The sequence below is a fragment of the Acetobacter malorum genome (assembly GCF_001580615.1).
GTDB classification, from domain to species: Bacteria; Pseudomonadota; Alphaproteobacteria; order Acetobacterales; family Acetobacteraceae; genus Acetobacter; species Acetobacter malorum.
The window spans coordinates 1-24,186 of record NZ_LHZC01000041.1 but is presented as its reverse complement, the minus strand read 5'-3'; the positions used below and the strand labels follow the sequence as shown (position 1 = coordinate 24,186).

The following is a 24,186-nucleotide window of genomic DNA, read 5'->3' as shown; positions in this document are numbered from 1 at the left end:
ACATAAAGTGGGGATTTTCCTGTGTTCCGCTTAGTGAGTTTTTGGCCGCTTATTTGGCCGCAACATCATCCGGCAGCGTGTAGGCAATAATATAGTCACCCACATCTGGAGAGTGGCTCATGCCGCCAGCAGAGATCACCACATATTCCTTACCCGTTTTGGGGGAGCGGAAAATGAGCGGGGCTGCCACAGCACCAACCGGCAGACGCTCACGCCAGACTTCCTTACCCGTACTGGAATTCAGCGCACGCAGATAATAGTCCTGTGTGCCAGCAAAGAAGACCAGCCCGGACGCGGTGGAGGTGGGGCCACCCAAAGTCGGCATACCCATGGGAACCGGCAGATGGGTTTTGATGCCCATCGGACCCAGATCCTGCGTTGTGCCCATGGGCACCTGCCACAGCAGCTTTTTGCTATGCAGATCAATGGCGCTCATGGTGCCGAAGGGCGGCGTGTTGCACGGCACCTGCAGCGGAGACTGCAGAATATCAATGCGCACACCGGCATAGGGGCCAGCCACCTGCGGGCGCATGGTGCCCATAAAGCCCGGCACTTCGTCGGTTGAGGCTTTATATTTCTTGGCTTCTTCAAGGTTCACCAGAGACATACGCAGGGGCATACGCATGTCATTCACAAACATGACGCCACGCGCTTCATCAATGGAGATGCCACCCCAGTTCATGCCACCCAGCAGGCTGGGCCATTCGATATAGGGTTTTTCACCCGGCGGCGTGAACGGACCTTCATAAACCGAATCCTTGAACATGATGCGGCAATAAAGCTGGTCAAACGTGCTGACACCCCACATGGAGCTTTCCGTCAGCGGATCAGCCCCAATGGTGGGCATGCCAACAGAGAACGGCTGGGTGGGGGAGAGATGTTCGCCCTGCGCTGAAGGAGAGGTTGCAACGCGGCGTTCCTGCACTTCCGTCACCGGCGTGCCGGTGCGGCGGTCCAGAACAAAGATGTGGCCGGTCTTTGTGGTCTGGATCAGTGCCGGGACTTTTTCACCCTGCGCGTTGGTCACATCATACAGAACGGGCTGAGACGGCAGGTCATAATCCCAGACGTCGTGGTGCACAGTCTGGAAGACCCACTTTGTTTTGCCTGTAGAGGCATCCACGGCAACAACGGCAGCGCCGAATTTTTCTTTGGCAACCGTCCGGTCTCCACCCCAGTAATCGGGCGGTCCGTTGCCGGTGGGCAGATAGACGAGGTTCAGCTCTTTATCATAGGTCGGGATGGTCCACACATTGGGGGTTTCCAGCGTGTAGGTCTGATCATCCGCAGGTGCGCCGGTGTTTTCCGGATCCCCAACATCCCAGGCCCAGACCAGAGCGCCAGTCCGCACATCGTAAGCCCGCACAACGCCGGAGGGTTCGCCGTGAACAATATCACGCACCCAGCCGCCAATAACGGCAACATGGCCCATCACCACAGGGATGGAGGTGGGGTGGTAGCGTTTACCCGCAGCAACCGGACCCATCTGTTTCTTCAGGTCCACAAAGCCGTTTTCACCAAAGCCGGAGCACTGCGCGCCGGTGTGGGCATCCAGCGCAATAAAGCGGGCATCCACGGTGGAGACAAGAATACGCTGATGGCACATCGGGGCCGCATCATCCGCTGCTTTGTCTTCAGCGGTCAGGCTCGCGTCTTTTGTGGCATCGTAATAGCCAACGCCACGGCAGGTGACATGTTCAGCAGAGTGCGCCTTGGGGTCGAATTTCCAGATTTCTTTACCGGTATCCGCTTCCAGAGCCGTAATCAGGTTTTCCGGCGTGCAGGAATACAGCACGTTGCCAATCTGCTGGGGGGTGTTTTCGTCAACCCCCGTACCCGGACCCTGCGTTCTTCTACCTGTATGATAAACCCACGCGACTTTCAGCTTGCTGACATTGTCCGGTGTGATCTGGGTATAGGGTGCGTACCGCGTACCCTGAGCATTACGCCCAAAGAATTCCCAATCCTCTGCTGCATCGGTCTTGCCTGCCTGAGCCACCTGCGGGTTGGCTGATGCGGCATCGGGGTTGCTGATCTGCCCGTGCGGGAAGAAGGCTTCTGCCAGCGTCACCAGCAAACAGCCGACAATGCCAAGACCACCAAAAACGCTGCCCCGCCGGATGGGGGAGGACGTTGCGGGGAATGTCGCGACGGCCCACAGGCTGAGGGTGAAGAGAATGGCAGGCACAACCAGACGCGGCAAAAGGGCCCAGTAGCCAATTTCCGGCGTGTCACACAGCGCCCATATAAAGGTGGCGGCAAAAACAACCGCAGACACAGCCAGAGTATAGGGGTGCTTCAGAAAAACCAGAATGGCCAGAGCACAATACGCTATCCCGGCCAGCAGATAATATGCCGAGCCGCCCAGCATCAGAAGCTTTACGCCACCGTAAGCAAGCGCCAGACCGGCAGCAAGGCTGATGACAGAAAAGATGGCACGATAAATGCCACCTAGCGGAGAATGGTGATCTACGGGTTGACCGTCACCCATGCTGTCACTCCAGTATTGAAATCGTCCTGACAGCAGGGTGCCGGGCCGAGGTTACGACTAAATCCAGATACACTGGCTTATGACAAGAAATTTTCCCTGCGGGCCATGGGCTTTGGGAAGAGTCCTTTATCATTGTTTCCAGAGGAGCGGAAAATGCTCTGTGTCCAATCTGTTTCATTCTGTCAAGAAGTCCTTTGGGGAAAATCTCTATAAAAACGGTCATTTTTTTAAAAATTTTACCAGGGCGGGCACAGCTCCTCTTTTGGGATAGATTTTTTGTGAAAAGGCAGACTCTTTTCCGGTGCCGATGCGGTGCTGGATCGGGGGGATGTTTGTCCTCTCCGGCCCAATAAGGGGCCTTTCGCAATATTTGTTGGGGTAACGTTCCGGTGAGAAGTATCGCCCTTTTCCCTCATGCTTTTTCCGGATAAGTGGCATTGTGTTTTTGGGTTAAATAAGAATAAACCATTGATAATAATATGTTTTATGGAGAAATTTGCTTAAGGGAAATGGTCTTTCCCGCTTATATCCATATAGAAAAAATATGGAAAATCCCTCTTTCATATATTGGACATTGCACGGGTTTCAGCGCCTTAAAGGGTTCATGCACAGCAACAGCCAAACGCGATGTTTTTCAAGGTGTTCCTCAGATCATTCCTGATGCGTCCTTTTGGTTCGGTAAAGAAGGTTTGGAACGGAAGTACGGTATTCTTGATTTTTATATCTTGCGTTTTCTGTTTTGATCTTGATGTGGCCTGACGTTTCGGTCAGATCCTTTAAGGTGCGCGCTCTATAATCACCCCTAAATAAAATTCCACAATATAAAATCATTACTTTATGTTTATTTGTATACTTATTAAATGTAACGGTTTTGTGTTTTTTATACTGTTAGTTTTTCAGGCTCTCTCAGAAAAAACATGCTATCGCATTTTGCCGTCTTTCAGATGAGAGAGGGCATTCCTGGCGGAAGGCGGGCCCTGATGTGTCAGGGTCCGTTTTAAAAATTGTTGGATTTTCAAATGAGTGACCTGATTTCATGAGTGCATAACAGGACGTTCCTTTTTTAGGTCACATCTCCAGCTTTCCACGCTTTAACCGGGCACTTTCTGGCCAGAGTGCTAAAACTTATTCATGGTCAGATGATGTATCGCAAACGCTGCAACAGATTTCCTGTGCTTAAACCGTCTTCTGCTTTGAGGGGGGTAACACTTGCAGGAAGCCTGTTAATCACTCTCTCTACCGGTGTCGCTCACGCTGAAGACGCTGGCATCTTACCGTCTCCGACCAAAAAAACCGTTTATGTCGATGTTCTTTCCGGAACGCCCCCACAGGATGATCCGTCTCAGCCGGATGCCCGTGTGCTTGTGCGCCCAAAGAACTCCCCGCTTCCGGCAAGTGGCGTACCGGTTGCACCCTGGCCCGGTCTGGCGACGATGGATGTTCCCAGTGTGGATGAATATCAAAGCCCCAAGACATTTCATAAACTGGAGCTGGATGCTCTGACGGGAAAAGAAGGACCGTCCTGGCTGCTTCCCTCAGAAGTGGATGCCCAGCGCCGCACGGATATGGATGACCCCTATTATGTTCCCACCGCCGGGAGCGGGCATCTTGTTCCTCTGATTATGCCATTTAGGGAAAGACTACAGAAAAAAGGCTTTGTTTTCTCTTTTACGTATAAAGGAGAAGCAATGGCCAATATCCATGGCGGCATGCAGCGCGGCATGGATTATGTGCATGAGCTAACCCTGCAGATGAACTTTGATCTGGGGAAACTGGCGGGCCTGAACGGGTGGTCTATCCATACCCTGCTTATGAACCGTGCCGGGCGAGAAGTCTCGCATGACCGGGTTGGGGATTATTATGTAAACCTTATGGAAGTTTACGGACTTTCCGGGCATGTTGTGGCCCATCTTGTTGATTTCTACGCGGAAAAAAAGTTTCTCCAGAACCGCATGGATATCACGTTCGGACGTATGTCCCTGACGCATGTTTTTGCAACATCGCCGCTTATCTGTTCCTTTATGGTGACATGCTCGGCCCCGGTGGCTTTAAAAGTCGATCCCGGGTTTGCAGTTTATCCAAAAGCGACATGGGGTAGCCGGGTGCGCTTTCGTCCAACGCGCGATACCATGGTGCAACTGGGGGCTTATCAGGTCAGCCCGCTTTCCACTAACCCCAGCGGCTGGGCATGGGGGAGTGAAAACACCACAGGCCTGATGTTGCCGATAGAGTTTACATGGCAACCCTTCCTGACGCGAAATCGCCTGCCAGGGCATTATGTTTTTGGTTATGCGCATGATACCTCGCGCTATCCGGATGTTCTGGGGGCCTCTCCGGCCAACAAGGTTGTCGCGACGGGGCGTCTGCATAGTGCCCCAATGGATATGTTCTGGTTTGAGGGTGACCAGATGATCTACCGTAAAGGGGGGCGTAATCAGATGGCCGGGGGGTACCTCATGGCCGGGTATATTCATAACACGCCGCATGTGTCCTCCATCTCTGATGAAGCCTATGGAGGCCTGTCCTTCAATGGTGTCATTCCGGGTCGTGTGACGGACAGACTGGGAATTTTATATTCCTGGTATCACGTCAGTCATCGGAAAGAGCTTGGGCAGATGTATGCGCGGGATGCCGGTCTTTCTTTGGGCGCTCAGGTTCTGGCACCGCAAACGGACTCTCACGTTATCGAGGCCTATTACGCCATTGATGCTGTTCCCGGTGTGCTGGTTCAGCCTGAATTCCAGTATATGATCCGTCCGGGTGAAACCTCTCGCAGGCCGGATGCCGCGCTGGTCGGGTTGAAAGTGATTGCCAACCTGTAAGGGCTTTTTTAGCGCCTGCTTTTTTTCTGCACGATATGCGCGCCCAGAGATTCCAGCGCCTCCTTTAAGGGACTGTCTTCCATATCCGGCAGATGGCACGGGCGTGTGGCGGCCTTGGGTGTGCGGCGTGCGGTTATGCGCTGCCCGGCGGCCGGGTCCTGCACAAAACGCAAACGCGCCACCAGAGCCTGCCCGCACCATGTGTTGATGCGGGCAATCAGAGCGTCGCTCAGATGCTGGAGTTCCATGGCGACCGGCCCGGCGCAGGCAATGCTCAGGGTGCCGGCAGACAACTTGCGGGGCGTAGTGACGGCAGCATGTGCCGGGCCGACAATATCTGCCCAGTCAGTAAAGAGCTGCACGCCTGCCGGGGAGCGTTTCTTGAACGCCGGGGCTGTAACATTGGGCAGGAGTGCGGCCAGACTGCGGGCCGTCATGGCGCGGCGCGGCGGCGCTGGCGGTGTTTCTGCTTTTTTGGTCGTGGCAGTTTTGCGCCTTGTTGTCTTGCCGGAGGGACTCTCCTTCGTCATAACACTCTCCGTGAAAAAGCCATCCGCCCGATCCCTGCTCGACTGGTATGACAGACATCGCCGCACTCTGCCATGGCGCGCCGAAGTCGATCAGCATGCTGACCCATACCATGTCTGGCTGAGCGAGATCATGCTTCAGCAGACAACGGTCAAGGCTGTTGGTCTATATTACCATCGTTTTCTGGAAAAATTCCCCACCGTGCAGGCTCTGGCGGCGGCGGACCGCGATGATGTGCTCTCCGCATGGGCCGGGCTGGGCTATTACTCCCGCGCCAGAAATCTGCATGCCTGTGCGCAGCAGGTTGTAGCGCTCGGCGGCTTTCCACAGGATGTCGCTGGCCTGCGTGCTCTGCCCGGTGTGGGGGCTTATACAGCGGCGGCTGTCGCAGCCATTGCGTTCGGCGTGCCAGTGGTGCCGGTGGATGGCAATGTGGAGCGCATTACCTCCCGCCTGTTTGCTGTGGAAGAACCGCTACCCGCCGCCCGCAAAACACTGGCGAAGCTGGCTGAAGGGTTGAACGGGTGCCCTGAAGCACAGGCGCGCCCTTCCGATTTTGCACAGGCGTTGTTTGATCTGGGCGCGTCCCTGTGTTCGCCGCGTTCTCCGGCCTGCGGTTTGTGCCCGTGGCGCGAGAATTGTGCCGCGCAAAAAGCCGGTATTGCCGCCACCCTCCCACGCAAGGCCCCCAAGGTGGCGCGGCCCGTGCGCTATGGCGCGCATTTTCTGGCGGTAGATGCAGCGGAGCAGGTCCTGCTGCGGAAAAGGCCGGAAACCGGGCTACTGGCAGCCATGACGGAACTTCCCGGCACGGACTGGCGTTCGGAGCCCTGGTCAGAGGTCGAGGCTCTGGAGCAGGCTCCCTGCAAGGCTCCCTGGCAGGCTGCTGGTGTGGTGCGGCATGTGTTTACACATTTCACGCTTGAGGTCACAGTTTACGCTGCGCGGGTGCAGCATTTTTCCAATCAGGCCGTGCAGTCGGGTTTTCTGGCGCCGGTTGGCAGTGTGGCCGGGCTTTCACTACCCTCCGTCATGCTCAAATGCATAAAACTGGGGCTTAAAGCTCTGTAAGAGGTTTCATGGTCTTCCACCACATTCCCTCCCGTAAACAGCCCAACGGCAAAGCGCGGCATGAAGGCCGTCCGGGTATTCTGCTGCTCAATCTGGGCACGCCTGATGATACGGGGTATCGGGCCGTGCGGCGGTATCTGTCCGAATTCCTCTCTGACCGACGGGTGATTGAAGGCTCTCCGGTGCTCTGGCAGCCCATCCTGCAAGGTGTGGTGCTGACGGTCCGCCCCGGCAAAAGCGGCAAAGCCTATGAGCGCATCTGGGACAAAGAGAAGAATGAAAGCCCGCTGAGGGGCTACACGCGCGGGCAGGCGGAGGGGCTGCACGCCCGGTTTGCTGCTGATAATGTGCCGGTTGCCTGGGCCATGCGCTACGGCACGCCGTCCGTTGAGGCCGGGGTGCGTGAACTGCTGGAACATGGGTGTGACCGTATTCTGGCCGTGCCGCTCTATCCGCAATACAGCGCCACCACCACCGCGACCGCGAATGACCAGCTTTTCCGCGTTCTGATGACGCTGCGCAACCAGCCCGCCATCCGCACGCTGCCAGCGTTCCCGGATGAAGCCACCTATATCGAGGCACTGGCCAATTCTGTCCGCAAGACGATGGCGACACTGGATACTCCGCCGCAAATGCTGGTGGCGTCGTTCCACGGTCTGCCTCAGGAGTATGTGGATAAAGGGGATTCCTACCTTGCGGACTGCCAGCGCACTGTAAAAGCTCTGCGTGAAGCATTGGGAATGGACGAGGCGACACTGCCGCTCACCTTCCAGTCCCGCTTTGGTCCCACCAAATGGCTGGAACCCTACACTGCACCATTTATTGCAGGCCTGCCGGAAAAAGACGTGAAGCGCATTGCCGTTATCACGCCGGGCTTCATGACGGACTGTATTGAAACGCTGGATGAAATTGGCAACGAGGTCTGTGAAGACTTCATCAAGGCAGGAGGGGAAGAATTTACCCTCATTCCCTGCCTGAATGACAGTGTGGAAGCCATTGATGTGCTGGAACAGCTCACCCGGCAGGAACTGGCTGGTTGGTTATAAGGCGCTGCTGAATACCTCGTCAGGGCTGTAAGGCGATCTTAAAGTGTCTGACGCGGCGGCTTGATAACGGGCCGGTCTGTTTTCACGGGATACAGGCACGGCTCACTGGCCGCACAGCGCCAGCATTCCGGCTTGCGGGCTTTACACACGTAGCGGCCCTGCAGGATCATCCAGTGGTGGGAATCACGGATCATCTCTTTGGGGATGCGCCGTTCAAGTGCGGCTTCCACCGCTTCCACTGTCTTGCCACGCCCTAATCCCGTGCGGTTAGCCAGCCGGAACACATGCGTATCCACCGGCACAGTGGGCTGATGGAAAGCGACATTCAGCACTACATTGGCGGTTTTGCGGCCCACCCCGGCCAGCGCTTCCAGCTCTTCCCGCGTACCGGGAACCTCGCCTTTGTGGCGTTCTATGAGTTGGCGAGAGAGTTCCACTACATTTTTTGCCTTGTTGCGCCACAGGCCGATCGTGCGGATCAGTTCCCCCACGCCGTCTTCTCCCAGTGCCACCATGGCCGCCGGATTGGGGGCGGCGGCAAACAGGGCCGGGGTTACGCGGTTGACGGAGGCATCGGTCGCCTGTGCAGAGAGCACCACGGCAATCAGCAGCGTGAACGGCGTGCTGTAATGCAGCTCCGTTTCCGCATCCGGCCAGGCACGCTCAAGGTCCGTCAGAAACTGCGCAATTTCCGGCCGCGTCATGTCACGCGGGGCTGTGGCTTTGCTGTCTGCGGCGGCGGCAGGCTTTGCGGCCTTTGCTGTTTTGCGTCCGGCAGCGGGGGATTTGGAAGGGTGAGCCTCTGCCTTGGCAGGGGTGCGTGTCTGTCTGGCCATGCGTAAACTCTACCGCGTGCGGGGCGTTGGCGTCTATCTCCGGTCGGCCAGAACAGAGCGGCGGTTAGTGCCGGAATGTTTGCTAAATATGAGGCCGCACGATACAGACACAAAACCAGACCTCAGCCGAGGTTCGCTGTTTTCTCCCTTTTTTCGGATTGTTCTGATGAGTACCTCCTCTTCCGATACGGGTCGTGCCGTACGGGGGCCAAACCTGTTTGTTGATGTTCTGAAGTTTGTCATGCGGCGTTGGATGGAGTTTCCCCGCCCGCTGACAGTCACAGTCGCCGGGGTCATGTTTGCGACCCTGCTGGATGTGCTGATGCCAGTTCTGGCGGGCCGTCTGGTGACCGATGTTGCGCAGCCTGCGGCTGAGTCCGGCCTGATCCGGGATGCCTTGTGGATGCTGGCTGGCATGGCCGCCTGTGGCGTGGGCAATGTTCTGGGCAAGCGCGCGGCGTATCTGGGCATTACGCATCTGAGCACACAGGTCATGCAGAAAATTGTCGGGCAGGCCTTTGCGCATGTGCAGCGGCTCTCCACGGACTGGCATGCCAATACCTTTGCCGGTTCCACCGTGCGGCGGCTGACGCGCGGCATGTGGGCCGTGGATATGCTTGATGACACGCTGCTGCTGATGCTCATCCCGGAAGCCTGCCTGCTGGTGCTCACCACACTGGTGCTGGCATGGCACTGGCTGCTTATGGGTGTGCTGCTGGGCGTGTTATCCGCAGTGTTTATCACGTGCTCGTGCCTGCTCACACTGCGCTATGTGGCTCCTTCTGCCCGGCAGGCCAACCAGTGGGACAGCAAGATGGGTGCCGCGTTAGCAGATTCCATCACCTGCAACGCCGTGGTGAAAGCCTTTGGTGCGGAGGAGCGGGAAGAAGCACGGCTGATGCAGGTTGTGTCTGAATGGAAGAAGCAGACCTGCCACACATGGACGCGCGGCACCAACAGCGCCAGCATCCAGAACCTGATGGTCACGGCCATGCGGGTTATCCTGTCCGGTGCGGCGGTCTGGCTGTGGCTGGATGGCAAGGCGGGGCCGGGGGATCTGGCTTATGTGCTGACCATGACGTTTCTGGTGCAGGGCTATTTGCGCGACATTGGCCAGCAGGTGTCCGTGGTGCAGCGCTCTGTGAATGAAATGGAAGAGCTGATTGAGCTGTGGCGGACTGAACCCGGTGTGAAAGATCTGCCCGTTGTGCAGCCTTTTACTATTCGGGAAGGGGAAATCCGGTTCGAGCATGTATCCTTCCAGTATCCCGGTCAGACACGGCCCATATTTACAGACCTCAGCCTGACGATTGCGCCCGGCAGCCGCGTGGGTCTGGTAGGGCCGTCCGGTTCGGGTAAATCCACCTTCACCAAGCTGTTGCAGCGGCTTTATCCGCTCAATGGCGGTCAGATTCTGATTGATGGCGTGGATATCGCCACGGTCAGCCAGTCCCGCCTGCGGTCGCAAATTGCCATTGTGCAGCAGGAGCCCACCTTGTTCCACCGCAGTCTGGCGGACAATATTGCCTATGGCCGCCCGGATGCCACGCAGGCGGAAATTGAAGAAGCCGCCCGGCTGGCCAACGCGTCAGACTTTATTGCGCGCCTGCCGGATGGGTATCAGACGCTGGTAGGGGAACGGGGTGTGAAGCTCTCTGGCGGTGAGCGCCAGCGTGTTGCCATTGCTCGTGCTTTTCTGGCGGACAACCCCATTCTGGTGCTGGATGAAGCCACGGCCAGCCTTGATTCAGAATCTGAATCTCTGGTGCAGGACGCCATGCAGCGGCTGATGGAAGGCCGCACTGTGATTGTGATTGCGCACCGTCTGGCCACAGTGGTGGATCTGGACCGCATTCTGGTATTTGAGCGCGGGGAGGTGGTGGAAGACGCCCCCCATGCGGAACTGGTGCAGAAGCCGGGTGGCCTTTATCGCAGGCTCTATAATCTTCAGTCTTTGTAATAGAAACTTTCCGGAGCAAGGGGCGTTGTCTCCTCGCTCTGGTTTGCCTCGCGTAAGAGCAGGGAAGGTGCGGCCTTGTGGTGGCACCCTGTTGCAGGATCACCACACCTCCTAATAATACGAGACAATTCGCACCAACCCTAATTGCACATTAATAAGAGTGTTATACATAAACACGCAATATGTGTGTTTATTAAGCATGTGCTTGGGAGCGTTCTGCTGTGCGCAAAGGTTTTTCGTCAGACACTATCATTCGGGTCCGTTCAGCACAGGGGCACGCACCGGGCTGCGGTCGGGGTTTTTCCTCCGCGTTGCTGGCTGCCACCCTGTTGTCCGGTTTTGCCGGAGGGGAGGCTTTTGCGGCGGAGGGACAAAAGCCCGGCACAGCCGTAAAGCACACAGCTCACTCTGTGCCCCATAAAGCTGCGGGGCAGGCTGTTCGTCCGGCAGCGGTGCGTCCGGTCTCCGGCACGGCGGCTTCTGGCACAACCGCCGCTCCTGCCACGCTGACGCCCCAGCAGGTGCGCACGCTGCGGGGGACGGTTGCGGCTCCCGGGCCGGTTGTGGCCGAGGGTGAAGAGTCCGTGATTGTCACCGGCACGCGTGAGACGGGCCGTAAGGCGCGTGAAAGTCTTTCCCCCATTGATGTCGTCTCCGCCAAACAGCTCAGCCAGACTGGCCAGCCCAACCTGCGGGAAGCGCTGGCCCAGCTTCTGCCGTCTCTCACCATGCCGACCGGCGGGTTTGATAGTGGCGCGCTGACAGATTCCATCAGCCTGCGCGGCCTGAACCCGAATGAAACACTGGTTCTGGTGGACGGAAAGCGCCGCCATACCACAGCCAATATCTATGCTGACCCCGGCCCGCAGCAGGGCTCCACGGCTGTTGACATCGACATGCTCCCTATGGCTGCCATCGACCATGTGGAAGTGCTGCGGGACGGGGCTTCCGCCCAGTATGGGTCAGATGCCGTGGCGGGCGTGGTGAACATCATCCTCAAAAAGCAGGATCACGGTTTTCACGCACAATCCATTTCCGGCATTACCGCCGCCAAGGATGGCTTCCAGCAGGGCGTGTATCTGGATGGTGGCGCACAGCTCGGCAGCCGTGGCTTTGTGCATGTGAGTGGTGATTTTTTCCATACTGACCACACCTATCGCAGTGCCCCGGATGCCCGCACAGGCAAAAAAGACAATAACGTGCTGGGCCAGCCGGAACAGACGCGTGAGAGCGTTGCCATCAAGGCCGGGTATGATCTGACGGATAGCATCCAGCTTTACGGCACGGGCACGTATGCGCACCGGCATGCGGAATCCTACCAGAACTATCGCCTGCCCAGCTCCCTTGCCAACTATCCCGGTTATGCGGCCATCTATCCGGGTGGCTACTCGCCGCTGGAAACGATCGAAGAGAATGATTTCGAGCTGACTGCCGGTGTTAAGGGAAAACTCGCTGGCTGGAACTGGGATCTTTCCACAGTCTACGGGCGCGATTTCGACAATATCGGTCTGGCGAATTCCGCCAACCTTGCCATTGAGAAAGACACAGGCCGTACGCCAACGCATTTTGACGTGCAGGGCTTTAACAATTCCCAGTGGAGCAACAGTTTCGATCTCTCGCGCAAATTCCATTTTTCCGGCTGGCCGCATGATATCAACGTGGCCGGAGGGGCGTCCTACCGTTACGAAAGCTATTCCATTGGCACAGGGGATGCAGATTCCCTGTATGGAAGCGGGTCTGATGCCATGTCGGGCACCAACCCTGGCAATGCCGGTAACTTTAGCCGGGATGTTGTGGCGGGATATGTGGATGTTGCCACAAACCTGACGCGCCACTGGCAGCTCGATCTTGCAGGCCGGTACGAGCATTATACGGATGTAGGGGATACGGAAACCGGTAAGGTCTCCACGCGCTATGAGGTTTCTCCCCGTCTTGCGTTCCGGGCAACCATCTCCACCGGGTTCCATGCGCCTACGCTTGCGCAGGAACATTACAGCGCACTGGCTATTTCTCCTACGGCGGCACGCGGCCTGATTGCTGTGAACTCCCCGGGGGCACTGGCCAATGGTTCCTCTCCGCTTAAACCGGAGCGTTCAACCAATGTCAGCGGCGGGATTGTCATGGAGCCGTTCCGCAAACTGCATGTGACGGTCGATGTGTATCAGATCAACCTGCGCGACCAGATCATGCCCGGTGGGCAGGTATATGGTGCGCAGGCGGCTTCGGCCCTGACCATGAATGGCTTTGCCTTGCCGAGTGATGTGGGTTCATGGACTCCAGCCTCTCTCTCCACCCACTGGTTTGCCAACGTGGCCAGCACCCGCACACAGGGGTTGGACCTGACGGCAACCTACCCCACCCAGTTGGGCACTATTGGGCGTATTGACTGGGATGTTGCGATCAACCTCAACCGTACGCGCCTGTCCCATCAGGGGACAGATGCGCAGGGAAATCCGTTGTTGAATGCGCAGAGTATTGCGTATCTCACCACAGCCTATCCGCGCAGCAAGATGATTTTTGGCGGTCGCTTTACCAGCGGGAAATGGACGGTGGGCGTGCATGAAATCCGGTACGGCCAGACCACCTCTCAGCTTACCTATTACGGGGGTGCGGGGAACACAGGGTCTCTGTCCAGCACGCAGTTCAGAGAATTCCATAATACGCCGAAGTTTATCACCAATCTTGAAGTCACCTACCGCGTGCACCCCAGACTGGCGCTCACACTGGGCGGTAATAACCTGTTTGATGCCCGCCCCAGCCGGGTGCCGGATAACAACCGCTATCTGGGCGCGCCGCAATATTACATGAGCACGTCCCAGCTTGGTATGAATGGCGGGTTTTATTATCTGCGGGGTGATATCAACTTCTGATCTCAAAAGGATCAGACTGCTTGAAGGGTCTGATCAAATCAGGATGATTTTTGAGTATGCTGCAAGTTTGTCTGGCAGGCTTGCAGCGGATGCCCTGAGAAAGTCGGACATTTAAATTTCTTATAAAAAACGCCTGTGTGCATGGACTTGTTTCCATAGCGCACAGGCGTTTTTTTATTCAGCCTATGCTGGCGAGAGCCTCAAACATGCGGGCAATGGCTTCTGCGCCGGGGTCAGGGATGTTGGCCAGTTTGGCGTCCGGCACATAAGAGGCGCGGCCTGCGTTAGCGTGGGTCATGCGTTTGGTGGCGTCCGCACCATCACGCGCCGCCTGTGCGGCGTCTGCCAGTGCGCCACCAGCAGCCAGAACTGTAAAGGCCGGGTGGAGGGCATCAATCATAGTGCGGTCACCCGGCTTGGCGCCGCCATGCTTTTGCATGGTGGTCAGGCCTTCTACTAACGCCTTGGCCCATGTGTCCGTGCTGCGACCGGCGGCGGAGAACATGATGGAGAGCAGCACGCCGCTGGACCCACCGGCATGTCGGGCCAGAATGGCGCCGAAGGTGGCAAAAAGCTCCTGCGGGTTTGCCAGTGGTAGGCGATCAACCGTTTTCAGAATCTCCTGCGCGCCTTCCGCAAAGGTGGACCCCGCATCCCCGTCTCCAATCTGAGCATCCAGAGCGTTCAGGGCTTCTGCATTGCCAATCAGCGTTTTGGCAGCGTGCCGGATCAGCGCTTCAACTTTGGGGGACGCAGAGGGCGGGAAACGGAATGTTTCGGGCAGGGTGGGCAGAGGGCGCACGGTGGGGGCTGCAAACGGGGCAGCGCCCGGCCATGCCCACGGTTCCACTGGTGCATTCAGGGCGTCATGGATTTCTGCGCTCAGCGGAATGGCTGTCAGGGAGAAGCCGTTCATGTCCAGCGCCGTCATCATCGGGGCCGGGCCAATAATCAGATCCGTGTTTTTGGCCAGATCGGTTTTGGCAAAGGCGTTGAGCAGCAACGTCATTTCAATGGGAGGCACTGTGCCCAGCATGTTTAGCAGCAGAGCATAGCGTTCATGTTTGCCGGAGGCATTTTTGGCGGGCAGGGCTTGGGCGAGTGTGTCGGCAGCCAGCGCCATCAGTGTGTCCGCCTGCGCCAGTTCAATCTGCTGCGCGCCCGGTTCCCCGTGGATGCCTAAACCCAGTTCAGCCTGCTGCGCTGTCAGCCGGGTGGTGTGGGTTGGGTCATAGGCGTTGCAGTCTGTCAGCGAGAGGCCGATGGAGGAAATCTGTGCAGCGGCAGCGCGGGCGCGCTCAGCCACCCGGGCCAGCGGTTCACCCTGACTTGCGGCATAGCCTGCAATTTTATGCACAAGAACCGTACCTGCCAGACCGCGGGCAAAGCGGTTATCGGGCAGGGCAATATCATCCCCCACCACAACGGTTTCGACCTGATACCCCATGCTGCGGGCCTGCTCGGCGGCCAGCGCAAAATTCAGACGGTCCCCGGTATAGCTTTTAATGACCAGCAGGCAGCCTGCTTTGCCAGTCACGGCCAGAATGCCCGCCAGAATGGCGTCCACGCTGGGGGAGGCGAAGAGTGAACCGCACACGGCGGCATCCAGCATACCAGCACCCACAAACCCGGCATGGGTTGGCTCATGCCCGGCTCCGCCGCCGGAAATAACGGCGACATGTTCAGGGTTGCGCTCTTTTCTTAGCACCACGCGAATATCGGGATACCCGTCCAGCCGGCACAAATGCTGGCCCATGGAGGAGCGGAGCAGGCCACCCAGAGAGTCTGTTACAAGTGTTTCGCGTGTGTTGAAAAAACGCTTCATAGAAAACCGGTCCTGCCACTGTGCCAAAAAACAAGAATTAAAATTCTAATCCTTTGAAATTTTTTTGGAAGGCAAGTGCTGGTGATTTTTCAGATTTATGATTTTTCCAAGACTTGGAGTGCAATATAGGGCGCGATGGAATGCATCTTTTTGTAGGTGAATATTTTAGGAGATTTTCGATTAATGTAAGGAATTCGATAAAAAACCAGATTTTAAAAAAAATTGGAAATTTAAGACAGTGACGATTGTTTTTGTTCATTACTGTCAGGCCTCCCCCTCTGCGCAGTTCGCAAAGGGGGAGGGGGAAAGAAGAACCTTATTCCGCAGGCACGTAGACGGTGCCACCAGCTTTACGGAATTCTTCGTTTTTCTGCTCAATGCCAGCCATACGGGCGGCATCTTCCTTCAGATCCTGACTGATCCGCATGGAGCAGAATTTCGGGCCACACATGGAGCAGAAATGTGCGGCTTTATGGGCTTCCTTCGGCATGGTTTCATCATGATACGCACAGGCCGTATCCGGATCGAGTGACAGGTTGAACTGATCCTGCCAGCGGAAGGAGAACCGTGCGCGGCTGAGCGCATCATCCCGCAGTTTTGCCGCCGGGTGGCCTTTCGCAAGGTCTGCCGCATGGGCGGCAATGCGGTAGGTAATCACACCGGTTTTCACATCATTGCGGTCTGGCAGGCCCAGATGCTCCTTGGGTGTCACGTAGCAGAGCATGGCCGTGCCAAACCAGCCGATCATGGCCGCACCAATCGCTGAGGTAATGTGGTCATACCCCGGTGCGATATCGGTCGTCAGCGGGCCAAGCGTGTAGAACGGGGCTTCGCCACAGTCGCGCAGCTGCTTGTCCATGTTCTCTTTGATCTTGTGCATGGGCACATGGCCCGGCCCTTCGATCATCACCTGACAGCCCTTGGCCCAGGCAATCTGGGTCAGTTCACCCAGTGTTTCCAGCTCGGCAAACTGTGCGGCATCATTGGCGTCGGCAATGCTGCCGGGGCGCAGGCCATCGCCCAGAGAGAAGGAGACATCATAAGCGCGCATGATGTCGCAAATCTCTTCAAAATGCTCATACAGGAAGCTCTCGCGGTGGCCGTTCAGGCACCAGCTGGCCATGATGGAGCCGCCACGGGAGACAATGCCGGTCACGCGGTTTGCGGTCAGCGGCACATGCTGGAGGCGCACGCCGGCATGGATGGTGAAGTAATCCACACCCTGTTCCGCCTGCTCAATCAGCGTATCGCGGAAGACTTCCCAGCTCAGTTTGCTGACTTCACCGCCAACTTTCTCAAGAGCCTGATAAAGCGGCACAGTGCCGATGGGGGTGGGGGAGTTCCGCAGAATCCAGTCACGGATATTGTGAATGTTACGGCCTGTGGAAAGATCCATCACCGTATCTGCACCCCAGCGGATGGACCAGACCAGCTTTTCCACTTCTTCCGCTGCGGAGGACGTCACCGCAGAGTTGCCGATGTTGGCATTCACTTTCACAAGGAAGTTGCGGCCAATAATCACCGGCTCAAGTTCCGGGTGGTTGATGTTAGCCGGAATAATGGCGCGGCCACGGGCGATTTCTTCCCGCACAAATTCCGGGGTGACAAACGTCGGAATAGCGGCATCAAAGGAGTTGCCATCCGCAAGGCGGGCAGCCGCATCGTCAGCCGCTTTCTGGCGGCCCAGATTTTCACGGTGCGCCACATAAATCATCTCTTCCGTGATGATCCCGGCTTTTGCGAATTCATACTGCGTGACGGGCTTGCCTGCCTGCCCCTGCAGCACAGTGTGCGGAGCCGGACAGGGCGCGACGAGCTGTTCGCCCTGTGCGTTGCCATTGTCTTCCGGCTTAACCGCACGCGGGGTGGCCTGCACCAGGTTGCGTTTGGCCAGCCAGGCTGCGCGGGGTTTGGGCAGGCCGGTGCGGACGTCAATCTGCTCGGCATCATCCGTGTAGGGGCCGGATGTATCATACACGCGCAGCGGTGGCTCGTTAGCGGACGGGTCCAGCATGATTTCACGGAACGGCACGCGGATGTCCGGGCGTCCTTCCGGGCTGGAGTAGACTTTTCTGGAGCCGCGAATAGGGCCGGTTGTCACCTGGCCGGGGGCCGGTGCAGCGGTATTCGCAGGTTTCGGGTTACCCGTGACGGCCTGTGTGGCGGTCTTGAGGGTGTCAGTTTGGGTCACAGCGTTCTCCTCTGACCAGAGGAGGACAGAGGCCGGAAGGGGGGCTGCTGCAGGGGGCGCGCTTTACGGTCCTTGAGCGGCAGCATCTTCTGGCACCAGTCCCTCCGCCGGTATAATCCGGATCAGGTTCCCCACCAGTGCAGTATGCTTCTGGTGGCAGGGTCACCACGCGTTGCCCTTGCGGGACACAGTGGACTCTCAGTTCCTTGTCGGAACCCCCCTTGGTCTATGGTCTGGAGCAGATAGCGTTCCGGGTGTGTCTGTCAAGAAAAAACCGGGTGTGGTGAGGCGTTTTGCCGGGCACGAACCGCGTTATGCTGCGTTGAATACGGGCGATCTCAGATCCTCGAAATTCCCCGGTTTGCGAGGGGCTTCAAAAGACCTGATTTTCTGCATGAGAATAAAAAATTTCATTTTCGATGCAACCGTTACAAAAGTGTGGTATTAAGAAGGCATGCAAGCAGAAAGAAACAAAGCTCAGGAAGCAATCGCGAACGTCGAAATCTCCCCACATGCTCACCGTGTCTTATGGATAGCTGCAATTGTTGCTGCCATATGCGGTGGTCTTTATGGATATGATACGGGTATTATTTCCGGCGCTCTTCTTCTTATTACAAAAGACTTTCACCTGACTTCCGGTCAGGAAGAAATGGTAACCTCCGCCATTCTTGTCGGGGCCGTTGTGGGCGCACTTTGCGTCTCGTGGCTGTCCGAAAAGTTTGGGCGGCGTAATTCCGTTATGGTCGTGACAGGTGTGTTTGTGGTGGGTGCTGTCGCCTGCTCCCGCGCACCGGATGTGACCACTCTGATTATTGCCCGTGTTTTTCTCGGGCTTGCCGTAGGCGGTGCCACGCAGGTGGTGCCAACCTATATCTCGGAACTGGCACCAGCCAGTAAACGCGGCAATCTGGTCACCATGTTTAACGTCGCCATTGGTGTTGGTATTTTTCTCGCCAACCTCGTCGGTTTTACCATGCGCGATGCATGGGGCTGGCGGCCGATGATTTCCGTTGCGGCGCTGCCGGCAGCGTTTGTATTTGTGTGCATGTTCTTCCTGCCCAAAAGCCCGCGCTGGGCTGCGGAAAATGAAGGACTGGCGTCGGCTGTTGAGCATCTCAGCCGCGTGCGGACTTCCCGCAAGGCCATCCGTCGTGAAATCCGGGAAATTCATGAAAATGCCTCAGGCATTGATGACGACGAGCGCGGCTGGAAAGGCCTGATGCTCCCCTGGGCGCGTCCGGCTGTTATTGCTGCTCTGGGCATTGCCTTCTTCACGCAGGCCGGTGGTCTGGAGATGATGATTTACTACGCCCCGACCTTCCTGTCGGATGCCGGCTTTGGAAGCTCTGCGGCTCTTCTGGCCAGTCTTGGTATTTCCATCGTCTATCTGGTCATGACCCTTCTGGGCTGCATTTTTGTGGACCGCATTGGTCGCCGCCGTCTGGTGCTCATCATGGGGCCGGGGTCTGTGCTGAGCCTGATCGGGCTGGGCATCATGTTTGCCATCCACCCGGACAAGGGCAGCGTGGGGAGCTGGGCGATTATCGCATTCCTGCTGCTGTTCATGATGTTCAATGCCGGTGGTATTCAGGTTGTGGGCTGGCTGCTGGGTGCTGAGCTGTTCCCGCTGCCCATGCGTGCCGCAGCAACCAGTGTGCATGCCGCCATGCTGTGGGGGGCCGATCTGCTGGTAACCTCCACCGCGCTGACGCTGGTGCAGATTGTCACGCTGGGTGGCACCATGTGGATTTATGCCGGGGTCAATCTGGCGTCCGTGCTCTTTGTTTACTTCTTTGTGCCCGAAACCGCCGGGGCAACGCTGGAGGATATCGAGATTGCTCTGCGCCGTGGCGAGTTTAAGCCGCGTGTGGGGCAGGACCCGCGTATCCGTTCATACGATGATGAAGAAGACGAAGAAGAAACCGCTCAGGCTCCCTCAGCCGCCTGAGGCACCGGACCCTTATTATAAAGAATGGAAGAAAGGCTCCTTTGGGAGCCTTTCTTTTTATCTCCAGAATGCTGCCCCGCAGGGAATGACAGAATGACCTCTTATAAAGTTCTGATTTGCGACTTTGATGGCACTCTTGCGGACACACGGGCGTCTGTTGCCATTTGTGTTCGTCGGACGCTGGAAGAGCTTTGCGGTGCGTCAGCAGCTTTAGGGGATGGGGAAATCGAGGCTGTGCTGGCACGTGGGGCCACGCTGAGGGGCACGTTTGAGCAGTTTATCGGGCAGCTTGTATCGGGCCAGTCCGTAACCGTGGACGCATGTGTGGCGCGTTACCGGCAGCATTATGCGGCAGAAGGATTGCGGTGGACCACGCTCTTCCCGGGTGTCCGGGCGTCTCTGGCTTATGCCCGCTCTGTTGGCGTGAAGCTGGCGATTGTCAGCAACAAGGGAGAGGCTGCTTTACAGGCCGCCCTGAAGCATTTTGATCTTTCCGGGTATTTCGATCTTGTGTTGGGAGAACAGCCAGACCTGCCGCCCAAACCTGCGCCAGATCTGTTTGAGCAGCGTATTCTCCCATTTTTTGCCTCAGCAAACCGCGCAGAGATGCTGTTTGTAGGCGATACATCTGCCGATCTGCTCTTTGCCCGGAATTGCGGCATTGATGCCTGCTGGGTGACGTATGGGCATGGCAAGCCTGACGCCTGCCGTGCCCTGAAGCCACGGTATGAAATAGAGACTTTTCAGGCGTTGGAGGGGTGTTTCCCAGCCCGTTCTCAGCGGAAAACCAGCCCGCCATCAATCATTACGGATTGGCCCGTCATGTAGTCTGCATCTGCACTGGCCAGATAGGAGACAAAGCCAGCTACATCGTCCGGTGTTTCAACCCGGCCCAGAGCGATGCCTTCCACGTATTTTTTGTAGGTTGCGCCAATTTCGGCTCCGGTCGTCTCGGCCATGCGGCGGTCGATCTCAGTCCACATATCCGTGCCCACAACGCCGGGACAGTAGGCGTTAACGGTAATGCCGAAGGAGGCCAGCTCCTTGGCGGCGGCCTGCGTGAGCGCCCGCACGGCAAATTTGGTGGAGGAGTAGATGCCAAGAAACGCGTAGCCTTCATGCCCTGCAATGGAGCAGGCATTGATAATCTTGCCCTTGCTCTTCTGGGCTTTAAACGCCTGAGCCGCGGCCTGAATGCCCCACAGCGTGCCCTGCACATTGATGCGGTAAATGGTCTCCACTTCCTCGGGTGTCGCGTCCAGCACGGAGCCGACATGCGCGATACCGGCATTGTTGACCATGATATCCACATGCCCGAACGCTTTGCCGGCTTCCTGCACGACAGCAAAAACCTGATCGCGCTGGCTGATATCAGCTGTCTGCACGAGGGCTTTGCCGCCAAGCGCCTCAATTTCCGCAGCGACGGCAGCCAGCTTGTCTTTTTTGAGGTCCGTCAGCACCACGGCCGCGCCGTCACGCGCCAGACGCAGGGCAATGCCCCGCCCGATTCCCTGAGCAGCGCCAGTGACAATGGCGGTTTTTCCGGCAAGTTTTTCTGAAAGAGACATCGCGAGATCTTCCTCTTGAAGCGCATTGTGCGCAGAACCCCACGCTGGAAAAACCAGCGGTCGTAAACAAGGGCAGAGGGAAGGATGTCACGATATTGTGTCCCCGGCCAGCGGCTCCCGTAAGGAGGCACAGGCCGGGGCAGGCGTGCCGTCTTAGTGCGGGCGCGCGGTAAACTGTTCCAGCCAGTGGATGGTGTAATCCCCCTTCTGGAACTCAGGGTCAGCCAGAATGCGGCGGTGCAGCGGAATAACGGTCTTAATACCTTCCACCACAAACTCATCCAGCGCACGGTGCATACGGGCAATGGCCTCGGCCCGTGTGGGGGCGTGGACAATCACCTTGGCAATCATGCTGTCGTAATACGGCGGCACCTTGTAGCCCGTGTAGAGCGCGCTATCGATGCGCACGCCCAGACCACCCGGTGCGTGATACACCGCCACCGTGCCGGGGCAGGGGGCGAAGGTATCCGGGTCTTCCGCGTTGATGCGGCATTCAATGGCATGGCCAGAGAAGGTCACGTCAGACTGCGTGTAGCCCAGCTTTTCACCTGCCGCGATGCGGATCTGCTCACGGACCAGATCAACATCACACACCATTTCCGTCACCGGATGTTCCACCTGCAGGCGGGTGTTCATCTCGATGAAGCAGAACTGGCCGTCCTGATACAGGAATTCCAGCGTGCCTGCGTTGCGGTAGCCCATTTTGGAGAGGGCGTCCGTCACCGTCTTGCCAATGGCGTCCCGCTGCTCTGCTGTAATAGCCGGAGAGCCAGCTTCTTCCAGCAGCTTCTGGTGGCGGCGCTGCAGGGAGCAGTCACGTTCCCCAAAATGCACCACGTTGCTGTAGTTATCGCCCAGAATCTGGAGTTCGATATGCCGGGGCTTATCGAGGTATTTTTCCAGATAGACCGCATCATTGCCAAAGGCTGTGCGGGCTTCCGTGCGGGCCACGCTCCAGGCTTCCTCAATCTCGCTGGCATCATGCGCGACTTTCATGCCGCGCCCGCCACCGCCTGCGGTCGCCTTGATCAGCACCGGATAGCCAACCTGTGCGGCCACGGTCCGGGCTTCGTCCAGGCTCTTCAGCTCACCATCGGAACCGGGGACCAGCGGCACACCCAGCGCTTCCATGGTGGTTTTGGCGGTAATCTTATCGCCCATCATGCGGATATGCTCCGCCGTCGGGCCGATAAAGGTCAGGCCGTGTGCTTCCACCGTTTCCGCAAAATCCGCGTTTTCAGACAGAAAGCCATAGCCGGGGTGAATGGCTTCCGCCCCGGTGATGGTAGCGGCAGACAGAATGGCGGCCACGTTCAGGTAGGAATCCCGCGCGGCAGGCGGCCCGATGCACACGGCTTCATCCGCCAGACGCACATGCATGGCGTCTTCATCCGCTGTGGAATGAACCGCTACGGTCTTGATGCCCAGTTCCCGGCAGGCGCGCAGGACACGAAGGGCAATCTCGCCGCGATTGGCGATGAGGATTTTGGAAAACATCACTCGATAATGGCGAGCGGCTGGCCAAATTCCACCGGGTCACCAGAGGTGACGAGCAGGGTTTTCACCGTGCCGGCTTTGGGGGCTTTGATCTGGTTGAAGGTCTTCATCGCTTCAATCAGCAGCAGGGTCTGGCCAGCGCTGACAATCTGTCCTTCGCTGACAAACGGCGGAGAGGACGGGTCCGGCGTGAGATACGCCACACCCACCATCGGGCTGTTAACAGCACCCGGATGGCGGGAGAGGTCCGCAGGGGCTGCCGGCACGGGGGCGGCAGGTGCTGCCACCGGAGCCGGAGCAGGGGCTGCAACAGCCGCCGGAGCCGTAGCCTGCACCGTTGCGGGGGCACGGGCCACCCGGATGCGGCTGTCTTTCTCCGAGACCTCGATTTCAGTCAGTCCGGTGTCGGTCAGAATTTCGGCCAATGCCCGAATGGCATCTGCGTCCACGAGCAATCCGCTCATTGGTCATCCTCATCTAGAATAAGATCTGTCATTGCCTGCAATGCCAGAGAATACCCCGCCACGCCTAGCCCACAGATCACGCCAACAGCGGCGCGGGAGACATAAGACATGTGACGGAACGGCTCACGACGGTGAATGTTGGAGATATGCACCTCGATCACGGGCAGGTCCGTGGCCAGCAGTGCATCCAGCAAAGCCACAGAGGTGTGGCTGTATCCCGCCGGGTTGATGATGATGCCGCGCGCACGCTTGCGGCATTCCTGCACCCAGGAAATCAGCTCCCCTTCAATGTTCGTCTGACGGAAGTCGATGGCCAGATCCAGCTTGTCGGCTGTCTGAATGCAGATCTGCTCCACATCATCCAGGGTGGCGCGGCCATAAATTTCAGGCTGGCGCTGGCCAAGCATGTTCAGGTTCGGGCCGTTAAACACAGCGATGAGGGGTCTTTCCATAGTGCTCCGGGCCGTAGCACGATGCCGGACAGCATCCAAGAGAAGAGATGCCCTGCACCCCTAAATCCTGATTAAAAACCTGTCGGCCCGGCTCCCTCTGTCTGCGGAAGCGGGGAGAATTGGGCACAGGCATGCCATGTTTTTGCCATTCGGGCAGGGCATGCACGGGGAGAACCAAAAGGTTTGCGGGGCAGAAAGCGGTTGCTTTTTACCCCTGGCACCGGCTTTATTGGCCGGGATTAATGGAAAACGGAGTAAACAAGCGGATGTCAGCCCTGCGCCGGGCACTTCTGGGAAGTGTGTTTGTTATGGCCTCCATGGCCTCTGTCTCCGCTGCCAAGGCAGCTGATGAAGGACAGGGGACGACCAGCTGGGCCGACTCCGTTCAGCGCGCTCTTGCCGCGCGGGAGGAGCAGGATCCGACGTTCAGCACTCCGGAAACCGGGCGGACTGCGCACGCGCACCGTTTTCAGAAAGGCATGGCCAGCTGGTATGGCGGGCGTTTCCATAACCGCCGCACCTCTTCAGGCGCTTTGTTCAACAAGGCCAGCCTGACCGCAGCGCACCCCACAGCCCCCCTCGGCAGCAAGTTGCTGGTGACGTCTGAAGAGACGGGC

At 57.7% G+C, this 24,186-nt stretch carries 17 protein-coding genes and 1 pseudogene; 9 read left to right on the top strand and 9 right to left on the bottom strand.

The genetic code is table 11. From position 1 onward, the window contains the following. Positions 1–49: 49 nt before the first annotated feature. Positions 50–2,491, bottom strand: coding sequence for a membrane-bound PQQ-dependent dehydrogenase, glucose/quinate/shikimate family (locus tag AD930_RS04190; protein ID WP_061505251.1), 2,442 nt, complete (start codon positions 2,489–2,491; stop codon positions 50–52). A 509-nt stretch (positions 2,492–3,000) separates the two neighbouring features. Here AD930_RS04190 and AD930_RS04185 point away from each other — a divergent pair. Both AD930_RS04185 and AD930_RS04180 read left to right on the top strand, forming a co-directional pair. Then, on the top strand, positions 3,001–3,234 hold the full coding sequence (locus AD930_RS04185; RefSeq protein ID WP_061505250.1) for a hypothetical protein: 234 nt from the start codon (positions 3,001–3,003) through the stop codon (positions 3,232–3,234). A gap of 429 nt (positions 3,235–3,663) precedes the next feature. Further along, positions 3,664–5,313, top strand: a complete 1,650-nt coding sequence (locus tag AD930_RS04180; protein ID WP_244150487.1) for a carbohydrate porin — start codon at positions 3,664–3,666, stop codon at positions 5,311–5,313. Positions 5,314–5,321: 8 nt separating this feature from the next. Here AD930_RS04180 and AD930_RS04175 read toward each other — a convergent pair whose 3' ends face one another. Further along, positions 5,322–5,843 carry a DUF721 domain-containing protein gene (locus AD930_RS04175; protein WP_082781697.1) on the bottom strand — a complete coding sequence of 174 codons (522 nt, stop codon included), beginning with the start codon at positions 5,841–5,843 and terminating at the stop codon, positions 5,322–5,324. Positions 5,844–5,853: 10 nt separating this feature from the next. Here AD930_RS04175 and mutY point away from each other — a divergent pair, with 10 nt between their 5' ends. After that, positions 5,854–6,912: an A/G-specific adenine glycosylase gene (mutY, locus tag AD930_RS04170; RefSeq protein ID WP_061505282.1), complete on the top strand. Its 1,059-nt coding sequence runs from the start codon at positions 5,854–5,856 to the stop codon at positions 6,910–6,912. A gap of 8 nt (positions 6,913–6,920) precedes the next feature. Next, a complete protein-coding gene (hemH, locus tag AD930_RS04165; RefSeq protein ID WP_043549406.1) occupies positions 6,921–7,958 on the top strand; it encodes a ferrochelatase in 1,038 nt (345 codons plus the stop codon). A 38-nt stretch (positions 7,959–7,996) separates the two neighbouring features. On the opposite strand, the gene nth is transcribed toward hemH, so the two are convergent. Beyond that, positions 7,997–8,794, bottom strand: coding sequence for an endonuclease III (nth, locus tag AD930_RS04160; protein ID WP_082781692.1), 798 nt, complete (start codon positions 8,792–8,794; stop codon positions 7,997–7,999). Between the two features lie 166 nt (positions 8,795–8,960). Between nth and AD930_RS04155 the strand changes: the two genes are divergently transcribed. Together AD930_RS04155 and AD930_RS04150 are read left to right on the top strand one after the other, a co-directional pair. After that, a complete protein-coding gene (locus tag AD930_RS04155) occupies positions 8,961–10,754 on the top strand; it encodes an ABC transporter ATP-binding protein (RefSeq protein ID WP_061505280.1) in 1,794 nt (597 codons plus the stop codon). Positions 10,755–11,206: 452 nt separating this feature from the next. Further along, positions 11,207–13,624, top strand: coding sequence for a TonB-dependent receptor plug domain-containing protein (locus AD930_RS04150; RefSeq protein WP_082781696.1), 2,418 nt, complete (start codon positions 11,207–11,209; stop codon positions 13,622–13,624). 178 nt (positions 13,625–13,802) lie between these two features. On the opposite strand, the gene AD930_RS04145 is transcribed toward AD930_RS04150, so the two are convergent. After that, positions 13,803–15,449: a dihydroxyacetone kinase subunit DhaK gene (locus tag AD930_RS04145; protein ID WP_061505248.1), complete on the bottom strand. Its 1,647-nt coding sequence runs from the start codon at positions 15,447–15,449 to the stop codon at positions 13,803–13,805. 316 nt (positions 15,450–15,765) lie between these two features. Then, positions 15,766–17,640, bottom strand: coding sequence for a phosphomethylpyrimidine synthase ThiC (thiC, locus tag AD930_RS04140; protein WP_061491800.1), 1,875 nt, complete (start codon positions 17,638–17,640; stop codon positions 15,766–15,768). Between the two features lie 454 nt (positions 17,641–18,094). On the opposite strand from thiC, the gene AD930_RS04135 reads away from it, so the two are divergent. Both AD930_RS04135 and AD930_RS04130 read left to right on the top strand, forming a co-directional pair. Then, on the top strand, positions 18,095–19,588 hold the full coding sequence (locus tag AD930_RS04135) for a sugar porter family MFS transporter (protein WP_043549400.1): 1,494 nt from the start codon (positions 18,095–18,097) through the stop codon (positions 19,586–19,588). A 93-nt stretch (positions 19,589–19,681) separates the two neighbouring features. Continuing rightward, positions 19,682–20,416, top strand: coding sequence for an HAD family hydrolase (locus AD930_RS04130; protein ID WP_061505247.1), 735 nt, complete (start codon positions 19,682–19,684; stop codon positions 20,414–20,416). On the opposite strand, the gene AD930_RS04125 is transcribed toward AD930_RS04130, so the two are convergent. The 4 genes from AD930_RS04125 to aroQ all read right to left on the bottom strand — a co-directional run bounded on the left by AD930_RS04125 (position 20,365) and on the right by aroQ (position 23,569). Next, the gene (locus AD930_RS04125; RefSeq protein ID WP_043549398.1) at positions 20,365–21,156 is read right to left on the bottom strand and encodes an acetoin reductase; all 792 of its coding nucleotides are present in this window, start codon (positions 21,154–21,156) and stop codon (positions 20,365–20,367) included. The two genes, AD930_RS04130 and AD930_RS04125, sit on opposite strands and share 52 nt — an antisense overlap. Positions 21,157–21,309: 153 nt before the next feature. After that, complete coding sequence (gene accC / locus AD930_RS04120) at positions 21,310–22,653, bottom strand: acetyl-CoA carboxylase biotin carboxylase subunit (RefSeq protein WP_061491797.1); 1,344 nt, start codon at positions 22,651–22,653, stop codon at positions 21,310–21,312. After that, positions 22,653–23,117, bottom strand: a complete 465-nt coding sequence (accB, locus tag AD930_RS04115; protein ID WP_043549395.1) for an acetyl-CoA carboxylase biotin carboxyl carrier protein — start codon at positions 23,115–23,117, stop codon at positions 22,653–22,655. The genes accC and accB overlap by 1 nt, the downstream gene beginning before the upstream one ends. Then, positions 23,114–23,569 (bottom strand): type II 3-dehydroquinate dehydratase, encoded by a 456-nt coding sequence (gene aroQ / locus AD930_RS04110; RefSeq protein WP_025829366.1) that lies wholly within the window; start codon positions 23,567–23,569, stop codon positions 23,114–23,116. Before aroQ ends, accB begins: the two co-directional genes overlap by 4 nt. Before the next feature lie 266 nt (positions 23,570–23,835). On the opposite strand from aroQ, the pseudogene AD930_RS04105 reads away from it, so the two are divergent. Beyond that, positions 23,836–24,186 (top strand): annotated as a pseudogene (locus AD930_RS04105) (septal ring lytic transglycosylase RlpA family protein); the annotation flags it as partial.

Coding starts and splice junctions, on each gene's coding strand:
- AD930_RS04175 (WP_082781697.1), bottom strand. CDS start 5,843: ATGACGAAGGAGAGTCCCTCCGGCAAGACAACAAGGCGCAAAACTGCC.
- AD930_RS04125 (WP_043549398.1), bottom strand. CDS start 21,156: ATGTCTCTTTCAGAAAAACTTGCCGGAAAAACCGCCATTGTCACTGGC.
- AD930_RS04130 (WP_061505247.1), top strand. CDS start 19,682: ATGACCTCTTATAAAGTTCTGATTTGCGACTTTGATGGCACTCTTGCG.
- AD930_RS04135 (WP_043549400.1), top strand. CDS start 18,095: ATGCAAGCAGAAAGAAACAAAGCTCAGGAAGCAATCGCGAACGTCGAA.
- accB (WP_043549395.1), bottom strand. CDS start 23,117: ATGAGCGGATTGCTCGTGGACGCAGATGCCATTCGGGCATTGGCCGAA.
- nth (WP_082781692.1), bottom strand. CDS start 8,794: ATGGCCAGACAGACACGCACCCCTGCCAAGGCAGAGGCTCACCCTTCC.
- AD930_RS04190 (WP_061505251.1), bottom strand. CDS start 2,491: ATGGGTGACGGTCAACCCGTAGATCACCATTCTCCGCTAGGTGGCATT.
- hemH (WP_043549406.1), top strand. CDS start 6,921: ATGGTCTTCCACCACATTCCCTCCCGTAAACAGCCCAACGGCAAAGCG.
- AD930_RS04185 (WP_061505250.1), top strand. CDS start 3,001: ATGGTCTTTCCCGCTTATATCCATATAGAAAAAATATGGAAAATCCCT.
- AD930_RS04155 (WP_061505280.1), top strand. CDS start 8,961: ATGAGTACCTCCTCTTCCGATACGGGTCGTGCCGTACGGGGGCCAAAC.
- accC (WP_061491797.1), bottom strand. CDS start 22,653: ATGTTTTCCAAAATCCTCATCGCCAATCGCGGCGAGATTGCCCTTCGT.
- aroQ (WP_025829366.1), bottom strand. CDS start 23,569: ATGGAAAGACCCCTCATCGCTGTGTTTAACGGCCCGAACCTGAACATG.
- AD930_RS04145 (WP_061505248.1), bottom strand. CDS start 15,449: ATGAAGCGTTTTTTCAACACACGCGAAACACTTGTAACAGACTCTCTG.